Consider the following 20,505-nt stretch of genomic DNA (forward strand, 5'->3'; position numbering starts at 1 on the left):
CCATGATCCCCGATCCCGCCCTCGCCCTTCGCCCGCGCCCCGATGCCATCGGGGCCGACTGGACCTTTGCCCGCTACCAGGCGGTGCGGCATCTGCTGCCGCGCGCGGCGTTTGCGGGCGAGAGCCTGCAGGTCCCCGACCTGCGCGCGGTTTTCGACCGGTATGATGCCTTCGTGCTGGATGCGTTCGGCGTGCTGAACATCGGCGAGCGCGTGATCCCCGGCGCGGTGGAGCGGATCGCGGCGATGCGCGCGGCGGGCAAGCCGGTGGTGGTGCTGACCAATGGCGCCAGCTATCCGCGCAGCGCCGCGCTGGCGAAATACGCCCGTCTGGGCTTCGATTTCACCGAGGACGAGGTGGTGGCCAGCCGCGATATCGCCGCGGCGGCGCTGGCCCGGCGCGATCCCGGGATGCTCTGGGCCGGGATCACCGCGGCGGGGGCGGGTTTTGACGACCTGCCGGCGCGGGTGGAGTCCCTTGCGGCGGAGGAGGGGCTGCTGGCGCGCGCCGACGGCTTTCTGTTCCTGGGGTCCGAAGGATGGAGTGCCGCGCGCCAGGCGGCGCTGGCCGCGGCGCTGGCGGACCGGCCGCGGCCGGTGATCGTGGCCAACCCCGACGTGATCGCCCCGCGCGAGGGCGGGTTTTCGCTGGAGCCCGGACATTACGCCGCCGACCTGCCGGGCACGGTCGAGTATTACGGCAAGCCGCATGCCGCGGCGTTCGAGGCGGCGGTGGACCGGATTGCGGCGCGCGCGGTGATCCCGCGCGAGCGGATCGCGATGGTCGGGGACACGCTGCATACCGATGTGCTGGGCGGGCGCGCGGCGGGGCTGGGCACGGTGCTGATCGCCGGACACGGGCTGTTTCGCGGCCACGACCCCGCGCCCTTCATCGCCGAAAGCGGCATCGTGCCCGACGTGATCGCGGAAACGACCTGAGGCAAGCCGATGACCCGCATCCTGCAGATCAGCGACCTGCATGTCGTGGCGGCGCCGAAGCTGGTCAGCGGGCGGGTCGACACGCGCGCGGCGCTGGCGCGCGCGGTCGGCCGGATCGGGCGGATCCTGCCGCAGATCGCGCCGGTCGAGTTGCTGCTGATCACCGGCGATCTGTCCGATGACGGCCGTCCCGCGGATTACGTGGCGCTGAAGGACCTGCTGGCGCCGGTGAAGCTGCCGGTCGCGGTCATCCCGGGCAACCATGACCGGCGCGCGGCGCTGCGCGCGGCCTTTGCCGACAGTCCGGGCATGCCGGTGCAGGGACCGATCCAGTGGTGCCGCGATCTGGCGGCGATGCGGCTGATCGCGCTCGACACGCTGGTCGAGGGGCAGTCGGGTGGCCGGCTGGGGCCCGAGGCGCTGGACTGGCTGGCCGCGCGGCTGGCCGAGGCGCCGCGGCGGCCGGCGATGATCGCGCTGCATCACCCGCCGTTCGACACCGGCATCGGGTTCATGGACGCGATCGGGCTGGCGGATGCGGCGGAACTGGCGCGGGTGCTGGCCCGCCACGGGGCCGAGACGCGGGTGATCTGCGGGCATGTTCACCGGCATACGACCGGGATGATCGGCGGGCAGGTCGCCGTGATCGCGCCGTCGACCGCGCATGCGATTGCCGCGGACTACCGCGACGGGGCGCCGGTGGGGTTTGTCGAGTCGCCCCCCGGCATGCTGCTGCACGAATGGGCGGGGAGCTTTCGCAGCACCTGGATTCCTGTTGCTGACGAGGCGGGGCCGTTCCCCTTCTGAGGGGGTTTTGGGGCTTTGGAACCCGCTTTTGGGGCGCAAACCGGGTGCGGTCCAAATTTGGACCGGCGAACAAGCGGTTGAAAAGAAATGACAAGTCCGAAAAAATTAACCGGATTTCAACCCGCTAGAAAGGGCGGAAAAGCTTATTTGATCCCGGCCCGCAGGAAGGCCTGCACGAACTGGCGCTGGAAGAGCAGGAAGGCGACCAGCAGGGGCGCGATGGACATGATCGTCGCCGCCGAGATGACCGAGATGTTGACGCCGCTCTCGGGGGCGGCGAAGAGCGAGAGGCCAACGGTCAGCGGCCGGGTCGATTCCGAGTTGGTCACGATCAGCGGCCAGAGGAAGTTGTTCCAGTGGGTCGAGACCGAGACCAGCGCATAGGCGAGGTAGGTCGGGCGCGCGGCCGGGACATAGACCCGCCAGAGCACGCCGAGCCGGCTGCAGCCTTCGATCCGCGCGGCCTCGTCCAGTTCCTTCGGCACGCTCTTGAACGCCTGGCGCATGAGGAAGATGCCGAAGGCGCTGGCCCAGTAGGGCACGCCGATCCCGAAGACCGTGTCGAACATCCCCAGCCGCGAGACCATCACGTAGTTCTCGACGATCAGCACCTCGGGCAGGATGAAAAGCTGCAGCAGCACGAGGATGAACAGCACGTCGCGCCCCGGAAACTGGAACTGCGCGAAGGCGTAGCCGGCGAGCGTGGTGACGACCAGCTGGCCGGCGAGCACCACGCTGACCAGCAGGAAGGTGTTGAAGAAGTAGCGCAGCCAGGGCGCGCCCTCCCAGGCGACGCGGAAATTGTCCAGCGTCTTGGCACCGGTCAGGTTGAAGTTCACCGCATCCGAGGTGCTGTGAAACGCCGCCCAGACCGCGAAGGCCAGGGGCGCGATCCAGATGATGGCCAGCGTCCAGGCGGCGACGGTGTCCAGCGCGAGCGTCAGCCGGGGACGGGAGAGGACGGCGCCATTCATTGGTAATGCGTCCGGCGGTCGAGGAAGGTGAACTTGACCGTCGCGACGACGCCGAGGACCAGAAGCACGATCACCGTCAGTGCCGCCGCCTGCGGCCGGTCGAAGTAGGAGAACGCCAGTTCCCAGATGTAATAGAGCACGAGCTTGGAGGCGTCCGACGGCCCGCCCTTGGTCAGGATGAACAGATGATCGATCAGCTTGACCGAGTTGATCAGCGCGTTGACCGCGACGTGCCCCTCGATCCGGCCGTTGGCCATGAGGCCGGGATAGAAGCTGTCGAGCCATTCACGCTCTTCGTCGGTTTCGACCACGTCGTCGAAGGGGATGATCATCTCCTGCTCGATCAGGTCCAGCGCGTCGATGGAAAAGAGGACCGACAGCGGCGCCGATTCGCCCGAGGCGATGGCCGAGAGGACCCGCACGCGGGTGTCGTCGTAGTTGCCGGCGTAGATGGCATTGACCCGGATGTCGGGGTTCGCTTCGTGGAATTCGGCGATCAGGCCGTCGACCACCTGCGTCAGCGCGCCGCCGACCGCGATGGGGTAGTACATGGTGAGGTTGGTTTCCGCCGTCGCGGGCAGCGCGCCGAACGCCGTGGCGCCGGCCAGCAGTGCGGCCTTGAGGGTATGTCGTGTCATCGCTCGTCCTCCCTGGGGTTGAGGTGGTTTGCCGGAACCCGGTGTGGGCCCGGGAATGGGGTTAGCGCGCCTTCCGGTAGCCGGTCGATTTGTCAAACACATGAAGGTGCGCCGGATCGAAGGTCAGTTCGGCCGTTTCGCCCGGCGCCTTGCGGACCTCGCCGGCCAGGCGCACGGTCAGCCCCGCCGCGCCCGGGGTGTCGAAGCTGAGAAAGGTCTCGGACCCCATGTATTCGCAATGGCTGATCGTCGCGTGCAGGTGGCCGGCGCCGGCCTCGGCCAGTTCCAGATGTTCGGGTCGGATGCCGAAGATGCCGTCCCGCGTCGCGGCGGTGAGGGCGGGCGGCAGGGCCTCGGCCTCGATCAGGGCCATCGGCGGGCTGCCGACGAAGCCCGCGACGAAGGTGCTGGCGGGGCGTTCGTAGAGATCGACGGGGCGGCCGGCCTGTTCGATGCCGCCGTCCTTCATCAGGACGACGATGTCGGCCATGCTCATCGCCTCGGTCTGGTCGTGGGTGACGTAGATGACGGTCATGCCGAGGTCGCGTTGAAGCTTCTTGATCTCGCGCCGGACGGAGTGGCGCAGCTTGGCGTCGAGGTTCGACAGCGGCTCGTCCATCAGGCAAAGCGGGTGGCCGGCGACGACGGCGCGGGCGAGCGCGACGCGCTGGCGCTGGCCGCCCGAAATCTCGCCCGGTTTGCGCCGTTCCAGCCCGGTCAGGCCAGTCAGGTCCAGCGCCTGCGCGAGTTTGCGGCGCTGTTCGGCCTTCGGCACGCGGCGCACCTTCAGCCCGAAGAGCACGTTCTCGGCCACGTCGAGATGCGGAAAAAGCGCGTAGGACTGGAAGACCATCGACAGCCCGCGGGTCGAGGCGGGGCTGGCGGTCACGTCGCGCCCGTCGATGCGGATGGTGCCGCTGTCCGGCGTCTCCAGCCCGGCGATCAGGCGCAGGGTGGTCGACTTGCCGCAGCCCGACGGGCCGAGCAGGGCCACGAACGCGCCGCGCGGGATCTCGAGCGAGATGTCGCGGACACCCAACTGGCCGTTCCAGGTCTTGGTGATCTTCTCGATCGAGACGAAGGGCGCGTCAGCGGGGGTCATGTGGCGGATTCCTTGGCGACGAGAAGCCGGGTACCGATACTTTGCAACAGTTCTGCGTAGGCGGTGTCGGGCCGCGCGTCGATCACGGCGTGGTCGACATCGTGCAGCGTGCCGCCGACAATGGGCGCGAGGCGGCCGAACTTGGTGCGGTCGGCGACCAGGATGGCGCGGCGGGCGTTGAGGCGGATCGCCTCGCGCGCGGCGACTTCGGTTTCGTGAAAGTCGAGCAGCGCGCCGTCCGCGTCGATCCCGCCGACGCCGTAGATGCCAAAGTCCGCCCGGTAGCGGGTGAACATCGCGCTCGCAGCCTCGCCCAGAAGGTCGCGGTCGGGCAGGCGCACCTCGCCGCCCGGCAGGATGATGCGATTCGACTCCACCTCGCTCAGCGCCAGCGCGGCGTTGAGGTTGTTGGTCACGACTGTCAGGTTGCGCCGGCGGCGCAGCGCGTTCGCGATGAAGGCCGGCGTGGTGCCGATGGAGATGAAGACGGTCGCGCCATCCTCGACCATCGCCGCGACGGCATTGCCGATGCGTTCCTTCGCGCTCGCGTTCATCGCGCGGCGCAGGTCGTAGGCGGTGTTGCGCGGGGCATCCAGCAACTCGGCCCCGCCGTGACGGCGGCGCAGGATGTTGGCGTCGCAAAGCAGGTTGATGTCGCGCCGGATCGTCTGGGTGGTGACGCCGAATTCGGCGGCCAGTTCATCGACGCTGACCTATGACTCGCGGCGCGTCTTTTCGACGATTCGCTGCTGGCGCAGGCGCGAGGCGCTGATCGGCGTGACTTTCATTTGAACCCCCGAAACCGGTTTCGTCCATTCAAATGAAAAACTCAAGATACTTGTCACAACCCGCAACGAGAGGTCGGCGGCGACACCACGCAAGCCAAAACGCTGCGGCCCGCCGGGGCAGGTCAGGGCAGCGGAATGAACTCCTCGCGGTCCTCAGGCGGCAGGTCGAACCGCCCCTGCCCCCAGTTCGCCGCGCGCCATTCGGCTTTCGCGGCCTCGATCCTTTCGCGCGAGGAGGCGACAAAATTCCACCAGATGAAGCGCGGCCCGGCCATTGTCGCGCCACCCAGCGCCATCAGCCGCGCCCCGCGCGCGCCGGCGCGGACGGTGATCCGGTCGCCGGGGCGGAAGACCATCATGCGCCCGGCCTCGAAGCTCTCGCCGGCGATCTCGACCGTGCCTTCGGTGATGTAGAGGCCGCGATCCTCGTGATCGTCGGGAAGGGGAAAGCGCGCGCCCGGTTCCAGCACCACGTCCAGGTAGAAGGTTTCGGAATGCAGCGTCGCCGGGGCTGTCGCGCCGAAGGCCTGACCCAGGATCAGGCGCGCGGTGATGCCGCCATCGACAAGCTGCGGCAAGGCGTCGGCGGCGTGGTGCTCAAAGAACGGAGCCTCATCCTCGTTCTTTTCGGGCAGGGCGATCCAGGTCTGGATGCCGAACAGGCTGGAGGGTCCCTGCCGCGCCGCCTCGGGCGTGCGTTCGGAATGGGTGACGCCGCGGCCGGCGACCATCCAGTTCAGCGCGCCGGGCTCGATGATACGGTCGGCGCCGGTGCTGTCGCGGTGATGAAAGGCGCCGCGGTAGAGATAGGTGACGGTGCCCAGCCCGATATGCGGATGCGGGCGCACGTCGACGCCCTGTCCGGTCAGAAATTCGGCCGGGCCGGCCTGATCGAAGAAGATGAAGGGTCCGACCATCTGGCGCTTCGGCGCGGGCAGGGCGCGCCGCACCTCGAACCCGCCGATGTCGCGGGCGCGCGGTACGATCAGGGTCTCGATCGCGTCGATGCCGATGTCGTCCGGGCAACCGGGATCGAGGGCCGGGTTCCAGCTCATGGCGGTCCTCCCGTTTTCGGATGATCCTACGCGGCGCGGGACCTTCGGACAAGCGACGGCTGATCGCGTCTGCCAATGGGATGCGCTATAGGGGGATGGCCTCGTGCCGGGGTGGGACAGACAGGGACCGAGGACCATGCAGAGCGGCCTTCATCATGTCACCGCGATCACCGGGCGCGTGCAGGCCAATGTCGATTTCTACGCAGGGTTCCTGGGCTTGCGGCTGGTCAAGCAGACCGCCGGCTTCGCGGATGACGAACAGCTGCATCTGTTCTACGGCGACGCCGCCGGCAGCCCTGGCAGCCTCGTCAGCTTTCTGGTGTGGGAGGCCGGCGCGCGGGGGCGCACCGGGCACGGCCAGCCATCGGAGATCGCGCTGGCGGTGCCGCCGGGCAGCATCGGTGCGTGGTTGTCGCGGGCGCTGGCGGCGCAGGTGGCGGTCGAGGGGCCGAAACGCGAATTCGGCGAGCCGGTGCTGCGGCTGAAGGACCCCGACGGTTTGATCGTGAAGCTGGTGGGCGCCGATCTGCCCGCCGCCGCGCCGCAGCCCGACCCGACCGCGCCCACGCGGCTGCGCGCCGTCACCCTGCTGACGGCCGAAGCCGCAGCGACCGCGGATTTCATCGCGCGCTTCGGCTATCGCCCCGGCCCGGTCGAGGGGGGCGTGCGACGGATGCTGTCGGACACCGACGCGGTCGATATCCGCGATGCGCGGGGCTATGTCCCGGCGATCCCCGGCGCGGGGATGATCGATCACCTGGCGTTTCGCGCCGCCGATGCCGGGGCGGTCCGCGCGATGCGACTCGCGTTGGGGGCCGCGGCGGATCTGACCGCCGTCCATGACCGGCGCTATTTCCTGTCGCTCTATGTCCGCGAACCGGGCGGGGTGCTGATCGAGCAGGCGACCGATGGGCCGGGATTTGCGGTGGATGAACCCGCGGACCGGCTGGGCGAAACCCTGATGTTCCCGCCGATGGAGGCGGCCCGCCGCGACGATCTGCGGGTGATGCTGCCGCAATTCGCCCGCCCGGGCGAGGAAGGGATGCCGATGCGCGATCTGCCGTTCATTCACCGCCTCCACCGCCCCGAGGATCCCGATGGATCGACGCTTGTGCTGCTGCACGGCACCGGCGGGAACGAGGCCGACCTGATGCCGCTCGCGCATCGGATCGCACCGCGCGCGACGCTGCTGGGTGTGCGCGGGCGATCGACCGAGGAGGGGATCAACCGCTGGTTTCGTCGCTACGACGCGGTGACCTACGATCAGGCCGATATCCGCGCCGAGGCCGAGGCCTTCGCGGGCTTCGTCGCGGGTGCGGTGCGGGGCTACGGGCTGGATGCGGCGCGCATGACGTTTCTGGGGTATTCCAACGGGGCGAACCTGCTGGGGGCGGTGATGTTGCTGCATCCGGGGGTGGTGCGGCGCGCGATCCTGCTGCGCGGGATCGCGGTGCTGGCGGATGCGCCCGCGCCCGACCTGACCGGGACCGAGGTGCTGCTGCTGTCGGGCGCGCGCGACCCCTTCGCGCGGATGGCGCCGGCGCTGGAAGACGCCCTGCGCGCCGGTGGCGCGACGGTCGAGGCGAAGGTCCTGCCCGCCGGGCATGACATCGGACCAGCCGATGTTGAGGTGGTCGCGAGCTGGATCTGATCGGTCAGGCGCGATCCCCGGACCTCGCTGCCTGCGCCGTGGCCCCGGGCGTGGCATTCCGGTCCGGAATGAGCGCGCCACAAAACGGCAACAGCCAACCGGGGTGAAGACGTCTATGATCCGCGCGTCTGACATGGAGGAATGAAAAATGGCACACGGACGCATCTGGATGGCGCTGTGTCTTTCCACGGCGCTTGCCCCGCTTGGCGCGCAGGCCGAAGGACCGGTCGCGCCGGCGATCACTTTCCTGACCTGGCCGGCGGCCAGCTACCAGCACTACTACGAAACCTCGAACTACATCGCGGAAAGCTGGCGCGAGTTGGGGCTGGAGGTGACGCTGGACCCGCAGCCGTTTCCGTCACCCATGCTGGGCATGTGGTTCACCGAGCGCGACTTCGACGTGGTGATGTCGGTGCTGTCGGGATCGCCTGCCCGGCTGGACCCGGAATTCTTTACCGTGACGCAATTCATCGAGGCGTCGGCGGCGTCGGGTGGCATGAATGTCGGCGGCTTCCAGTCAGCGGAGATGGAGGAATTGCACGCCGAGCAGCGTCGCCTCTATGACCCCGAGGCCCGGCGCGAGGTGATCCACCGCATCCAGGAGCTGATCTACGAAGAACAGCCCGAGGGCCTGATCGCCTCGGTCGTCAACACGATGGCGATCAACACCGATGTCGCCCGGCTGGAGGAATACCGCCCCTCGCCCGACGGGGTGCGGTCGATCTGGAACCTGATCCGGCTGGAACCGGTGGGCGATGCGACCGATGTGCGGCTGGGCTGGACCATCGACCAGGACAGCTGGAACCCGCTGACGCTGCGCACGCTGGAGGATCTGGACCGCGTGAGCCTGATCTACGACCGGCTGGTGGTGACCGGCCCCGACGGGCGGCCGGAGATGTGGGCGGCGACGTCGATCGACGTGGTGGACGACACCACGATCGAGGTCGCGCTGCGCGACGATCTGGAGTTCAACGACGGCACGCCGGTGACGGCCGAGGACGTGGCCTTCACCTTCCGCTTCCTAAAGGAGAACGAGGCGGTCTATTTCCGGTCGGTCCTGACCAGCCTGGAGGACGTGCAGGCCGAAAACGGCAGCGTCCGCTTCACGCTGACCGGGCCGTCGGCGTCGTTCGTGTCGCAGGCGCTGGGGCAGATCCCGATCCTGCCTGCGCATGTCTGGTCGGAGATCGATGATCCGGCGAGCCACGCCAATACCGAGCCGGTCGGCAGCGGGCCCTACAACCTGGCCTACTGGCGGCAGGGGCAGGAGATTTCGTTCACCCGCAACGAGGACCACTTTATGGAGCCGCGCGCGGATCTGCTGATGATCCAGTACGGCTCGGCCGAGGTGCTGGCGGCGGCGCTGCGGCGGGGCGAGATCGGCGTGTCGCTGCAGCCGATCGTGCCGACGGTGGTGGAGCTGTTCGAGGACGAGGATCACCTGCAGCTGATCCGCGCGCAGTCGAACGGGCACATGTCGGCACGCTACAATGTCGAGCACCCGCTGCTGGCGCACAAGGCGGTGCGGCAGGCGCTGGCGCATGCGATCCCGCGCGACATGATCATCCAGGACATCCTGAACGACGATGCGGTCGCCATCGCGACGCCGCTGGTGCCGGTCAACGCCTACTGGTCGCACCCGGATCTGGAGGTGCAGGCGTATGATCTGGACCGCGCCCGCGAGATCCTGTCCGAGGCGGGATTCAGCTGGGACGACAGCGGCCGGCTGCGCATGCCGGAATGACGCCAACGGGGAAGTGCGCACGCGTGCGCACTTCCGTAAGGCGCTGATTCAAGAAAGAAAAAATCCGCCGTTAACCGCAATGAAACTTTCGGTGCGGGGCTGCAAGTGGACGGGCCCGGGCAGTGATGCCCGGGCCCGTTGCTTTTTGTCCGTCCGGGTCAGCTGGCGGCGGCGGTCGCCTCGTCGATGATCGCGTGCAGGCGATCGCGATAGGCTTTGGGCAGGCCCAGCGCCTTGGCGCCCTTGTGGATCGGGCCGACATAGCTTTCGGGCGGCTGGTGCGGTCCGCGGTCGTTGGGAATGAAGTAGGTCACCGAGTCGATTGACTGCCCGTCCGAGGTGTAGACGGTGACCGGCTTGTGCGCCCAGCGCCCCTCGGCAACGCCGGCGGAGGCATCCATCGCCGCCATGTCTTCGTCTGACATCTCGTAATGCACGCCCCAGGTTTCGGCCCCGTCGACGTGGATCAGGGTGCAGCCGCCATGCGTCGGATCGTTGCACTTGGCGAAGCGCAATTCGTGGTCGGGCAGGCGGGCGACGGTGATCGGCCGGGCCGAGGGCGCGACCGAGCGCATCAGGTCGATGTCCATCAGGTTGCCATAGGCGAAGTAGTGCATGTCAGGTCCTTTCGTTGGTGTCGGGGTTCGACTCATTGGCCAGGGCGTCGTCGCGTTCCCATGTCTCGGGGCGCAGGGCGGCGGGGCGCAGGGCGTCCATCTCGTCGCTGCGGTGGCAGCGGGCGTGGTGGCCGGGACCGAGGACGCGCATCGGCGGGTCGGTGCGGCAGCGGTCTTGCGCGAAGGGGCAGCGCGGGGCGAACCGGCAGCCGGGGGGCGGTGCGATCAGGTCGGGCGGGCGGCCGGGGATCGAGATCGGCTCGACCGCGGCACCCAGCCGCGGCAGCGCGTTGTAAAGGCCCAGCGTGTAGGGATGGGCGGGTGCGGCGATCACCTGCGCGGTCGGGCCGGCCTCGACGATCATGCCGCCGTACATGACGACGATGCGTTCGCAATTCTCGATCACCAGCCCGAGGTCGTGGGTCACCAGAAGCTTGGCGAAGCCGAGTTCGGTCTGAAGCTGGCGCAGGCTGCGAAAGATCTGGTCCTGCACGATCACGTCCAGCGCCGTCGTCGGCTCGTCCGCCAGCAGCACCGGCGGGCGCAGGGCCAGCGCCATGGCGATCAGCACCCGCTGGCGCATCCCGCCCGAGAACTGGTGCGGGAAGTCGTCGATGCGCGCGGGGTCGACGCCGACCATCTGGAACAACTCCTGGATGCGGGCGCGGATCTTGTCGCGGGGCCAGTCCGCGTGCGCGCGGATCGCCTCGGAAATCTGGGCGCTGACGCGCTTGACGGGGTTGAGGGCGTTGAGCGCGCTTTGCGCGATCATGGCGATGCCGGACCAGCGCACGCGGCGCCAGGCATCGGGGCCGGCGGCGACCAGGTCGGTGCCGCGAAACCGGATCGCACCCCTCTCGATCGCGGCATTCGGGGGCATGACGCCCATGACCGCCTTCAGCAGCGTGCTCTTGCCGCAGCCCGATTCGCCGACGATGCCAACGCTTTCGCCCGGCGCCACCGACAGCGAGACATCGCGCAGCGCGGCGGCGGTGCCCGTGCGGGTCGCATAGCCGAGGTCGAGGCCGTCGATTTCGAGGATCGGCGCGCTCATATCGCCCTCAGCCGCGGGTTGATGACCTGCTCGTAGGCGCGGCCGATGAAGTAGACGGCCGAGACGAGGATCATGATGGCGATGCCGGGCGGGACCACCCACCAGGGGGCGCGGTACATGACCTGGCTGGCGTAGGCATCGTAAAGGATCGAGCCCCAGCTGATGACATTGGGATCGCCGAAGCCGAGAAAGCCGATACTGGCCTCGGTGATGATCGCCCAGGCGAGCGCGAAGGCGGTGCTGACGAGGGCGAGTGGCAGGACGTTCGGCGCGATTTCGCGGTAGAGGATCGCCCAGTCGCTGGCGCCGGTGGTGCGCGCGGCGGCGACGAAGGGCATTTCGCGCAAGCTGAGCACCTGGGCGCGGATCACCCGCGCGGTGGAGCGCCACATGACGATGGTCATGGCGAAGATGATCGTCCAGATGCTGCGCCCGGACATGGCCAGCACGACGATGATGAAGGGCAGGAACGGCAGGCCGAGGAAGATGTCGGTGATGCGCATGAGGATGGCGTCGACCCGCCCGCCGAAATAGCCCGCGATCAGCCCGATGTTGAGCCCGATCAGCACGGTGCCGATGGCGGTCATCCCGCCGACCAGGAATGCCGGCCGCGCGCCGTAGAGCATCTGGCTGGCGATGTCGCGGCCCATCAGCGTGGTGCCCAGCCAATGATCGGCAGAGGGGCCGGCCAGCCGCACCAGCCGGCCGTCCGCGCCATAGGTGCGCGCCATCGGGTCGAAGGGCGCGATCCAGGGGCCGAGGATGGCGAGCGCGGCGAAGACGCCCAGCACGACCAGCGCGACCCGCCCCGAGGGGACGTCCCAGACCGCCGCGATGAAGGATTTCAGGATGCGCATCGGGTCACCTGTAGACGATGCGGGGATCGAGGAGGCCGTAGAGCAGATCGGCCACGAAGGTACCCACGATGGTCAGCACCGCGATCAGCAGGAAGGCGCCCTGCACCACCGGATAGTCCGAGCGCGTGATCCCCTCGATCATCAGAAGGCCGAGGCCGGGCCAGCTGAACACCGTCTCGATCACGACCGAGCCCGCGACCGACCAGCCGAGGATCATCGGCAGCGTGGTGGCCAGCGGCAGGAGCGAATTGCGCATGGCGTGACCGTAGAGGACCTGGCGTTCGCGCAGGCCCTTCATGCGGGCGAGTTCGACGTAATCCTCGCCGATGGTGCTGAGCATGGTGGAGCGCATCAGCAGGAGCGGGAAGCAGAGGTTGTAAAGCGTGTTGACGAAGAAGGGCAGCGCCAGGTGGTGGAGGAAATCGAGCGTCAGGTACATCCGCCAGGTCGGGTCGGGAAAGCGGCCGGGGGTGACGATATGACCGGTGGGAAACCAGTTGAGCCAGATCGAGAAGACGAGGATCGCCAGCATCCCCAACCAGAAGACCGGCGCCGATTGCAGCGCGGTCGCGGCCAGGACCAGGCTGCCCTCGGCCCGGCCGCCGCGATACCAGGCCATCAGCGCGCCGCCGAACGCGCCGATCACATAGGCCGCGATCATCGAGGGCAGGATCAGCAGAAGCGTGTTGACCAGGCGCAGCTCGATCAGTTCCCACACCGGGCGCGAGGTGCGGAACGAGAGGCCGAAATCGAGGCGCGCCAGATTGCCGAGATAGACGAAATACTGCTCGATCAGCGGCCGGTCGAGGCCGAAACGCGCCTGCATCGCCGCGCGCGCGTCGGCATCCAGCGCCGGGCTGATCACCGTCGCCGTCGGATCGCCGGGCAGCAGGCGGAAGAGGAAGAACATCAGCGTGATCATCGCAAACAGCGTGATCGCCATGTGGAAGAGGCGGCGCAGGATGTAGCTTCCCATCAGCTGGTCCCTCGCCCGGGCAGGGGGTTGATGCAGGCGGCGGCATGCGCGCCGGGGCCCAGCGACGGGTCGGTCGCGGCGCAGGCGGGCAGCGCGCGCGGGCAGCGCGGGGCGAAACGGCAGCCGGGGGGCATCGCGGTTGCGTCGGGGATGCCGCCGAGGATGTCGGGCGCCGGCCGGTTCGCGCCCGGAACCGGGTTGGGGATCGCCGAGACGAGTGCGGCGGTATAGGGATGGCGCGGCGCGGCCAGCACCTGGTCCGTCGGCCCGATCTCGACAATGCGGCCGAGGTACATGATCGCCAGCCGGTCGCAGACCGCGCCCACCGTCGCCAGGTCGTGCGTGATGTAGAGAAGCGAGATCCCGCGGTCGCGCACCAGCCGGCGCAGCAGGCGGATGATGCCCCATTTGATCGACACGTCCAGCATCGAGATCGGCTCGTCCGCGACCAGGATGTCGGGTTCCAGCACGATGGAGCGCGCGATGCAGACCCGCTGGCGCTGGCCGCCGGAGATCTGGTGTGGGAACTTGTCGAGATACTGCTCGACCGGCGACAGGCCTGCCTGCTGAAGCGCGTCGACCACGCGGGCCTGCATCTGCGCGCCGCGCTTCATGCCCTGATAGAGCAGCGGGCGCGACACGATCTCGCCGATCGCGTGCTGCGGATTGAGCGAGCCGTAGGGGTCCTGAAAGATCATCTGCACGCGGCGGTGAAAGGCGCGCCGGTCGGCCAGCCGCAGCGCCTGCGCGTCGGTGCCGTCAAAATCGACGCGGCCCGCGCCCGGCTCCTCCAGCCCGACCAGCAGGCGGCCCATCGTCGACTTGCCGCAACCGGATTCGCCGACAAGGCCCAGGACCTCGCCGCGGTCCAGCGTGAAGCTGACGCCGTCGACGGCGCGCAGGACCTGGTCGCGGCGCGGGTCGAAGACCGCGCGCAGGCCGCCCGACAGCCGGTAATGCTTGCTCAGCCCCGCAACCGAGATCATGCCGTTTCCCGGCGGGGGGATATGTCGCGCCTGTGCGTCATCGGGGCATGATGGACCGGCGCGCGCGGCGTTGTACATTGCCAATTCTTGCGTCTATCATTCCGTATCCGAATGACCAGAGGCCGACCGATGCGCCGCACCCTGCCTTCGACCCGCGACATGTGCTGCTTCGAATCGGTCGTGCGAAACGGCTCGGTCACGCGGGCCGCGCATGAGCTGAACATGACGCAAAGCGCGGTCAGCCGGCGCATCGGCTATCTGGAGGAGATGCTGGGCCAGAAGCTGTTCATCCGCGAGAAGCAGCGCGTCATCCCGACGCTCGCCGCGCAGGAATACGCCGAAAGCCTGCACCAGCTGATCAACGGAATCGAGGTGGCGACGACCCGCATCCTGACGCACGGGCGCAAGGGCGGCACGCTGGTGCTGGCCTGCCTGCCGACCTTCGGGTCGCGCTGGCTGGTGCCGCGGCTCAATCGCTTTCTGGAGGACAATCCGGGGATCGACATCAACCTCGTCTCGAAGATCTCGCGCTTCTCGTTCGAGGGCGAGGGGCCGCACGCCGCGATCTATTTCGGCGAGGGCGAATGGCCCGGCGCCGAAATGCGCTACCTGATGCCCGAAAGCGTGGTGCCGGTGGCCGCGCCCTCGCTGATCGGCCCGGCGCCGCTGGCCGACCCCGCGGCGCTGGCCAACATGACCCTGATCCAGCACACCACGCGACCGCAGCTTTGGCGTGAATGGCTCGACTCCGCGGGGCTTGCCACGATCAACGGGACGGTGGGGCCGAAGTTCGAATACTACGCGCTGGTGATCGAGGCGGCGGTCGCCGGCATCGGCGTGGCGCTGCTGCCCGAGTTCCTGGTCCGGCGCGAGATCGCCAGCGGGCTGCTGGTGCGCGCGGTGGAACGCCCGATGCAATGCCGCGAGGCCTATTTCTACGTCTTCCCGAAGAAGTTCGCGGACAATCCGAACGTCGTCTGTTTCGGCGCCTGGCTCAAGCAGGAGATCGACCGCTTCATCGCCGAACCGCTGCCGCCGGTGCCCGCCTGACCCGCTGGCGGCGCCTAGACGCGTAACTTGCGTGCGGTTGGCGGAAAATTGAGCCGAAACTTTGTGTGCAAAGTGCCGGTTTAGCTTGAAAGACGCGACCGGAGTCTCGATATTGTGGGCAATCGCGGAGCGCCTTGCGCCGCGGCTTGCCATATCGAACGGAGGAATTCATGGCCGAATATCAGTCGATGCGCGCAGGCTCAGCCGGTGCGCTGGGCGCACGGATAGATGCCGGGCTTCGCGCCCATATGAACAAGGTCTACGCCACCATGTCGATCGGCATGGTGATCACGGCGCTGGCCGCCTGGGCGATCGCCGGACTGGCGACCACCAGCGACCCGTCGGCGGCGTCCGCGCAGTTGCCGAACGGCACCTACCTGACGGGCCTCGGCATGACCATCTACGCCTCGCCGCTGCGCTGGGTGATCATGTTCGCGCCGCTCGCCTTCATCCTGTTCGGCTGGGGGCAGCTGATGCGCCGGGCCTCGGCCGCGGGCGTACAGCTGGGCTTCTTCATCTTCGCCAGCGCCATTGGCCTGTCGCTCAGCTCGATCTTCATCGTCTTCACCAGCTACTCGATCGTGCAGACCTTCATGGTCACCGCCATCGCCTTCGGCGGACTCAGCCTCTACGGCTACACCACGAAGCGCGACCTGTCGGGCATGGGCACGTTCCTACTGATGGGCGTGATCGGCGTGATCATCGCGCTGGTGATCAACATCTTCCTGCAGTCGCCGGCGATGATGTTCGCCATCTCGGTGATCGGCGTGCTGGTCTTTGCCGGCCTGACCGCGTTCCACACGCAGATGATCAAGACCGAATACGTCGCCCATGCCGCGCAGGGCGACCAGGAATGGCTGGACAAGGCGGCCTATGACGGCGCGCTGGCGCTCTACATCAGCTTCCTGAACATGTTCCAGTTCCTGCTCATGTTCCTCGGCCAGCAGGAATAAGCAGTTCTCCAGATGCGAAAGGGCCGGCGGTTTCGCCGGCCCTTTTTTCATGCGCGGAAGTCGGTGCCGGGTCTGGTCGCGCCGCAGGCGGGACAGACCCAGTGGCGGCGGCGGGGTGGGCCTGCCCGCCCCGCCGCCGCCACGCCCCCGGTCACAAATGGAATCCTTCAGATACGAAGGCCGTCAAACGCGAAAGGCCGCCCCCGGGGGCGGCCTGCGTTCCGTTGGTCGGCAGAATCGATTACTTGATCTTGCCTTCCTTGTATTCGACATGCTTCCGGGCGACCGGGTCGAATTTGCGGATCGAGAATTTCTCGGTCATCGTGCGGGCGTTCTTCCTGGTCACATAGAAGTGGCCGGTGCCCGCCGTCGAGTTCAGACGGATCTTGATCGTCGTCGGTTTCGCCATGGGTCTCTCCTGCGCAGGGCAGCGGCGGGCCGCCCGTGGAATCCTGAAAGCCGCCTTTTACGCAAGACGGCGCCCGAGTCAACCGCCCTTGCCGACCGCGACGAAGCGCAGCATCCCGGCCACACCGCCGCTGCCGCCGTCCTTTTCGTGGTTCGCGCCGTCCAGCACCGCGACTTCGGGCAGGTCGAACGGGCTGATCCCGTCGAGGCAGGCGAGGTTGACGCCGTATTCGTTCGGATCGGACCGGCGGCGGTGATGCGTGTAGATCCCGCAGTGGCGGCAGAAGTAATGCGCGGCGGTGCCCGTGTTGAATTGATACAGCGTCAGGTCCTCGGCCCCTTGCAGGATCGTGAACCCGTCCAGCGGCGCCGAAACCGCGATCGCCCCGCGCATGCGGCAGAAAGAGCAGTTGCAGCGCCGGGCCGAATGCAGCCCCTCGGAAAGTTGGACCCGGAACCGGACCGCGCCGCAGTGGCAGGCGCCCTCGGCGGTGGCGATGTCCAGGTTCATGCCGGGCTCCTTGCTCTGGTCGGGTCGTCCCGGCGGATCGGCCGGTTGCGCGGACGGCCTGTAAGCCGGATTCTGTTCCGGGGTTGCCCCCGGCGGCGACCATTCATCTGGGCCCGCCGTTGCCGACGGGCTCGAGCTGCCAACCCGGGCCTCAGGGCTGAAGCGTCCCTGCGGGGATATCGGATAGCTCCGATCACGCCCGCGCGAGGCCCCTATTCGGCATTGCTCCTGGTGGGGCTTGCCGTGCCGGTCCGGTTGCCCGTCCCGCGGTGGGCTCTTACCCCACCGTTTCACCCTTGCCGCCCGCCCCGAAGGGCGGAAGGCGGTCTGATCTCTGTGGCGCTTTCCCTCGGGTTGCCCCGGCCGGGCGTTACCCGGCACCGTTGCTTCATGGAGTCCGGACTTTCCTCGGACATTGCTGCCCGCAGCCGCCCGGCCGTCCGCGCCCTCTGCAGATATGGGGGGTGCGCCGCCGCGTCAATCCCGTCCCGGACGACCCGGCAACCTAGGCGGCGCCGGCCCAGTCGCGCAGGCGCGCGACGTAGCGGGCCAGGGTGTCGATCTCCAGGTTGACGCGGTCGCCGGGTTTCACCGCCGCCCAGGTCGTCGCGGTCTTGGTGTGCGGGATCAGGTTGACGCCGAACTCGCAGCCCTCGACCTCGTTCACCGTCAGCGAGGTTCCGTTCAGCGCGACCGATCCCTTTGGCGCGATGAACCCGGCCAGGTCGCGCGGCGCGCGAAAGGTCAGCCGCGTGCTGTCGCCCTCGTCGCGCAGCCCGACGACCTCGGCCATGCCGTCGACATGGCCGGAAACGATGTGCCCGCCCAACTCGTCGCCGACCTTCAACGCGCGCTCGAGGTTGATCCGCACGCCCTCGGCCCAGGTGTCGAGGTTGGTCTTCGACAGCGTCTCGGCCGAGATCTCGACCTCGAACCAGTCGGGGCCCAGCGCCACAACCGTCAGGCAGACCCCGTCACAGGCGATCGACGCGCCGATATCGATCCCGTCGGTATCGTAGCCTGTGGCGATGCGCGCCCGCAGGTCGCCGCGTTTCTTCGTTGCCACGATTCGGCCGATGTCGGTGATGATTCCGGTAAACATGCGCTTCTCCCCTGCCCTTGCCGGGACAACCTTCACGTTGCGCTCCATACCCCGGTTCGCGGGGCTATGGTAGCGGCGCCCGGCCACTGGTCAAAGCCCAAGCTCTCGCCTATGTGGAACGTCGGAACAAGGGACTGCGGGGACAATGATGGCACGGATCACCTATGTCGAGCACAACGGCACGCGTCACGAGGTCGAGGTGGCCAACGGCCTGACCGTGATGGAGGGCGCGCGCGACAACGGTATCCCGGGGATCGAGGCCGATTGCGGCGGCGCCTGCGCCTGTTCGACCTGCCATGTCTATGTCGCCAAGGACTGGGTCGGGAAGCTGCCGCCGAAGGACCCGATGGAAGAGGACATGCTCGACTTCGCCTACGAGCCGGATCCGGAGCGGTCGCGGCTGACCTGCCAGATCAAGGTTTCCGACGAACTTGACGGGCTGGTCGTGCAGATGCCCGAAAAGCAGATCTGAGCCCGTGGCGCTGCCGGTCGCCACGCAACTGCGCTACTGGGGCCTTGCGGCTGTCGCTCTGGTCCTGGTGCTGTGGTTTCTGGGCGATATCCTGCTGCCCTTCGTGCTGGGGGCGACGCTCGCCTATCTTCTCAACCCGCTGGTCGACAGGTTGGTGCGGCTGGGGATCGGGCGGGTGCTTGCCGCGGTGCTGATTGCGCTGGCCAGCCTTGCCGCCTTCGCGCTTGCGCTGGTCCTGATCGTGCCGGTCGTTGTCGAACAGGGCGCTGCGCTCTGGCGCGAGGCGCCGGGCGTCTTGAACAGCGTGCAGCAAGCATTGGGCCGATACATGCCCGAGACCTTTTCCGAAGGCGCGCGGCTGGAGAACGCGGTCGCCGGACTTGGCGAGTGGCTGCAGGCGCGCGGCGGCGAGGTGGCCGAACGCCTGCTGACCTCGGCGCGGTCGATCCTGTCGGTGCTGATGCTCATCGTGGTGGTCCCGGTCGTCGCCTTCTATCTGCTGGTCGACTGGCACCGGATGCTTGGCCGCATCGATGCGCTTCTGCCGCGCGAGCATGCGCCGACCATCCGCCAGCTCGGACGCGAGGTCGACGACGCGGTCAGCGGGTTCCTGCGCGGCATGGGCTCGGTCTGCCTGATCATGGCGGTCTATTACGCCGTGGCGCTGTCGCTTGCCGGATTGCAATTCGGCGTCGTCGTCGGCGTGCTGACGGGGATCCTGACGTTCATTCCCTACCTGGGGGCGATCATCGGCGGCGCGCTCGCCTTCGGCCTCGCGCTCTATCAGTTCTGGGGCGACTGGTTCTCGATCCTCCTGGTCGCGGGGGTCTTCGTCGCCGGCCAGGCGGTCGAGGGCAACTATATCACGCCGCGCATCGTCGGCCGTTCGGTCGGCCTGCACCCGGTCTGGATACTGGCCGCGCTGTCGGCCTTCGGATCACTGTTCGGCTTTCTGGGCCTTCTGGTCGCGGTGCCGTTGGCTGCGGCGCTGGCCGTGCTGGTCCGCCACGCGATCGGACTTTACAAGCAGAGCGACCTCTATGCCGGTCCGGTGGCCCGACCGGGGCCGTCCGAGACCCCCGCCCGGCCGGGTTCCCGCGTGATCGTCGATGACCCGAATGCCGACGCGCCCTGAGCAACTGCCGCTGGGGCTGCCCGGCCTCGACGCGATGCGCCGCGAGGATTTCCTGGAGGCGCCGTCGAACCGGGTGGCGCTGGCCGCGATCGAGGCGCCGGGCGGGTTGCCGCAGGGCAAGCTGATCCTCACCGGGCCGGCGGGGGCGGGAAAGACGCATCTGGCGCGGATATGGGCCGACGCGAACCGGGCGCACGGTGTCGACGCGGGCGCGCTGGCCGCCGAACTGCCGGCGCTGCTCGCCAGTCCGGAGCGCCAGGCGATCGTCATGGACGATGCCGAACGCGTCGCCGGAACCGACGGCGAGGAGGCGCTTTTCCATCTGCACAACCGCCTGCAGGACGCGCGTGGCGCGCTGCTGCTGACCGCGCGCCGACCGGTGCGCGACTGGGGGCTGGCGTTGCCGGACCTGGTGTCGCGCCTGACGGCCACGACGCATCTCGCGCTGGAGCCGCCGGACGACGCGCTGCTGGCGGCGGTTCTGGTCAAGCTTTTCAGCGACCGGCAGATCCATGTCGCGCCGCCGCTGATCGGTTTCCTGCTGAACCGGATGGAGCGGTCGCTGGCGCAGGCGCGGGCGGTGGTCGCCGCGCTCGATGCGCGGGCACTGGCGCAGAAACGGCCCGTTTCACGGCAACTTGCGGCGGAAATCCTGGCCAGGGGACTCGACAACGACGGCTGAGGCAC

At 68.3% G+C, this 20,505-nt stretch carries 22 protein-coding genes, 1 other RNA gene and 1 pseudogene; 10 read left to right on the forward strand and 14 right to left on the reverse strand.

Annotated features, from left to right (window positions below; genetic code table 11):
* The first annotated feature begins 2 nt into the window (after positions 1-2).
* Together IM708_RS03805 and IM708_RS03810 are read left to right on the forward strand one after the other, a co-directional pair.
* Positions 3-938, forward strand: a complete 936-nt coding sequence (locus IM708_RS03805) for a TIGR01459 family HAD-type hydrolase (protein WP_209424983.1) — start codon at positions 3-5, stop codon at positions 936-938.
* A 9-nt stretch (positions 939-947) separates the two neighbouring features.
* Complete coding sequence (locus IM708_RS03810) at positions 948-1,745, forward strand: phosphodiesterase (RefSeq protein WP_209424984.1); 798 nt, start codon at positions 948-950, stop codon at positions 1,743-1,745.
* A 143-nt stretch (positions 1,746-1,888) separates the two neighbouring features.
* Here the strand turns inward: IM708_RS03810 and IM708_RS03815 are convergent, their stop codons facing one another.
* From IM708_RS03815 to IM708_RS03835, 4 genes and pseudogenes are all read right to left on the reverse strand, one after another.
* Positions 1,889-2,719: a carbohydrate ABC transporter permease gene (locus IM708_RS03815; RefSeq protein WP_209424985.1), complete on the reverse strand. Its 831-nt coding sequence runs from the start codon at positions 2,717-2,719 to the stop codon at positions 1,889-1,891.
* A gap of 233 nt (positions 2,720-2,952) precedes the next feature.
* Positions 2,953-3,270: pseudogene (locus IM708_RS03825) on the reverse strand (extracellular solute-binding protein); the annotation flags it as partial.
* A 148-nt stretch (positions 3,271-3,418) separates the two neighbouring features.
* Complete coding sequence (locus IM708_RS03830) at positions 3,419-4,459, reverse strand: ABC transporter ATP-binding protein (RefSeq protein ID WP_209424986.1); 1,041 nt, start codon at positions 4,457-4,459, stop codon at positions 3,419-3,421.
* Positions 4,456-5,058, reverse strand: coding sequence for a DeoR/GlpR family DNA-binding transcription regulator (locus IM708_RS03835; RefSeq protein WP_209424987.1), 603 nt, complete (start codon positions 5,056-5,058; stop codon positions 4,456-4,458). Before IM708_RS03835 ends, IM708_RS03830 begins: the two co-directional genes overlap by 4 nt.
* 52 nt (positions 5,059-5,110) lie before the next feature.
* Between IM708_RS03835 and IM708_RS03845 the strand changes: the two genes are divergently transcribed.
* On the forward strand, positions 5,111-5,251 hold the full coding sequence (locus tag IM708_RS03845) for a hypothetical protein (protein ID WP_209424988.1): 141 nt from the start codon (positions 5,111-5,113) through the stop codon (positions 5,249-5,251).
* A gap of 118 nt (positions 5,252-5,369) precedes the next feature.
* Here IM708_RS03845 and IM708_RS03850 read toward each other — a convergent pair whose 3' ends face one another.
* Positions 5,370-6,302, reverse strand: coding sequence for a pirin family protein (locus tag IM708_RS03850; RefSeq protein WP_209424989.1), 933 nt, complete (start codon positions 6,300-6,302; stop codon positions 5,370-5,372).
* A gap of 136 nt (positions 6,303-6,438) precedes the next feature.
* Between IM708_RS03850 and IM708_RS03855 the strand changes: the two genes are divergently transcribed.
* Both IM708_RS03855 and IM708_RS03860 read left to right on the forward strand, forming a co-directional pair.
* The gene (locus tag IM708_RS03855) at positions 6,439-7,953 is read left to right on the forward strand and encodes a VOC family protein (protein ID WP_209424990.1); all 1,515 of its coding nucleotides are present in this window, start codon (positions 6,439-6,441) and stop codon (positions 7,951-7,953) included.
* 148 nt (positions 7,954-8,101) lie between these two features.
* Positions 8,102-9,697 carry an ABC transporter substrate-binding protein gene (locus IM708_RS03860; protein WP_209424991.1) on the forward strand — a complete coding sequence of 532 codons (1,596 nt, stop codon included), beginning with the start codon at positions 8,102-8,104 and terminating at the stop codon, positions 9,695-9,697.
* 158 nt (positions 9,698-9,855) lie between these two features.
* On the opposite strand, the gene IM708_RS03865 is transcribed toward IM708_RS03860, so the two are convergent.
* From IM708_RS03865 to IM708_RS03885, 5 genes are read right to left on the reverse strand one after another with little or no spacing between them, the layout of a single operon-like run.
* The gene (locus IM708_RS03865) at positions 9,856-10,314 is read right to left on the reverse strand and encodes a gamma-glutamylcyclotransferase family protein (protein WP_209424992.1); all 459 of its coding nucleotides are present in this window, start codon (positions 10,312-10,314) and stop codon (positions 9,856-9,858) included.
* Position 10,315: 1 nt separating this feature from the next.
* On the reverse strand, positions 10,316-11,368 hold the full coding sequence (locus IM708_RS03870) for an ABC transporter ATP-binding protein (protein ID WP_209424993.1): 1,053 nt from the start codon (positions 11,366-11,368) through the stop codon (positions 10,316-10,318).
* Positions 11,365-12,225: an ABC transporter permease gene (locus tag IM708_RS03875; RefSeq protein WP_209424994.1), complete on the reverse strand. Its 861-nt coding sequence runs from the start codon at positions 12,223-12,225 to the stop codon at positions 11,365-11,367. The genes IM708_RS03870 and IM708_RS03875 overlap by 4 nt, the downstream gene beginning before the upstream one ends.
* A gap of 4 nt (positions 12,226-12,229) precedes the next feature.
* On the reverse strand, positions 12,230-13,201 hold the full coding sequence (locus IM708_RS03880; RefSeq protein ID WP_209424995.1) for an ABC transporter permease: 972 nt from the start codon (positions 13,199-13,201) through the stop codon (positions 12,230-12,232).
* Positions 13,201-14,187, reverse strand: coding sequence for an ABC transporter ATP-binding protein (locus IM708_RS03885; RefSeq protein ID WP_209424996.1), 987 nt, complete (start codon positions 14,185-14,187; stop codon positions 13,201-13,203). The genes IM708_RS03880 and IM708_RS03885 overlap by 1 nt, the downstream gene beginning before the upstream one ends.
* Before the next feature lie 129 nt (positions 14,188-14,316).
* Between IM708_RS03885 and IM708_RS03890 the strand changes: the two genes are divergently transcribed.
* Complete coding sequence (locus tag IM708_RS03890) at positions 14,317-15,237, forward strand: LysR family transcriptional regulator (protein ID WP_209424997.1); 921 nt, start codon at positions 14,317-14,319, stop codon at positions 15,235-15,237.
* A 170-nt stretch (positions 15,238-15,407) separates the two neighbouring features.
* Positions 15,408-16,190 (forward strand): Bax inhibitor-1/YccA family protein, encoded by a 783-nt coding sequence (locus IM708_RS03895; RefSeq protein ID WP_209424998.1) that lies wholly within the window; start codon positions 15,408-15,410, stop codon positions 16,188-16,190.
* Between the two features lie 241 nt (positions 16,191-16,431).
* On the opposite strand, the gene rpmG is transcribed toward IM708_RS03895, so the two are convergent.
* The 4 genes from rpmG to IM708_RS03915 form a co-directional block, all read right to left on the reverse strand.
* On the reverse strand, positions 16,432-16,599 hold the full coding sequence (gene rpmG, locus IM708_RS03900) for a 50S ribosomal protein L33 (protein ID WP_209424999.1): 168 nt from the start codon (positions 16,597-16,599) through the stop codon (positions 16,432-16,434).
* A gap of 78 nt (positions 16,600-16,677) precedes the next feature.
* The gene (locus IM708_RS03905; RefSeq protein WP_209425000.1) at positions 16,678-17,109 is read right to left on the reverse strand and encodes a GFA family protein; all 432 of its coding nucleotides are present in this window, start codon (positions 17,107-17,109) and stop codon (positions 16,678-16,680) included.
* Positions 17,110-17,154: 45 nt separating this feature from the next.
* An RNA gene (gene rnpB, locus IM708_RS03910) (RNase P RNA component class A) lies at positions 17,155-17,553 on the reverse strand.
* A gap of 61 nt (positions 17,554-17,614) precedes the next feature.
* Complete coding sequence (locus tag IM708_RS03915; RefSeq protein WP_209425001.1) at positions 17,615-18,211, reverse strand: riboflavin synthase; 597 nt, start codon at positions 18,209-18,211, stop codon at positions 17,615-17,617.
* Between the two features lie 148 nt (positions 18,212-18,359).
* Here IM708_RS03915 and IM708_RS03920 point away from each other — a divergent pair, with 148 nt between their 5' ends.
* Genes IM708_RS03920 through IM708_RS03930 form a run of 3 tightly spaced genes read left to right on the forward strand, consistent with a single transcriptional unit; the run spans position 18,360 to position 20,500 of the window.
* On the forward strand, positions 18,360-18,683 hold the full coding sequence (locus IM708_RS03920) for a 2Fe-2S iron-sulfur cluster-binding protein (RefSeq protein WP_209425002.1): 324 nt from the start codon (positions 18,360-18,362) through the stop codon (positions 18,681-18,683).
* 4 nt (positions 18,684-18,687) lie between these two features.
* Complete coding sequence (locus tag IM708_RS03925) at positions 18,688-19,818, forward strand: AI-2E family transporter (protein ID WP_209425003.1); 1,131 nt, start codon at positions 18,688-18,690, stop codon at positions 19,816-19,818.
* Entirely contained in the window at positions 19,802-20,500 is a 699-nt protein-coding gene (locus IM708_RS03930) for a DnaA/Hda family protein (RefSeq protein ID WP_209425004.1), read from the forward strand. The genes IM708_RS03925 and IM708_RS03930 overlap by 17 nt, the downstream gene beginning before the upstream one ends.
* Positions 20,501-20,505 lie beyond the last annotated feature (5 nt).

It is taken from the genome of Pararhodobacter sp. SW119 (assembly GCF_017811755.1).
GTDB lineage: Bacteria > Pseudomonadota > Alphaproteobacteria > Rhodobacterales > Rhodobacteraceae > Pararhodobacter.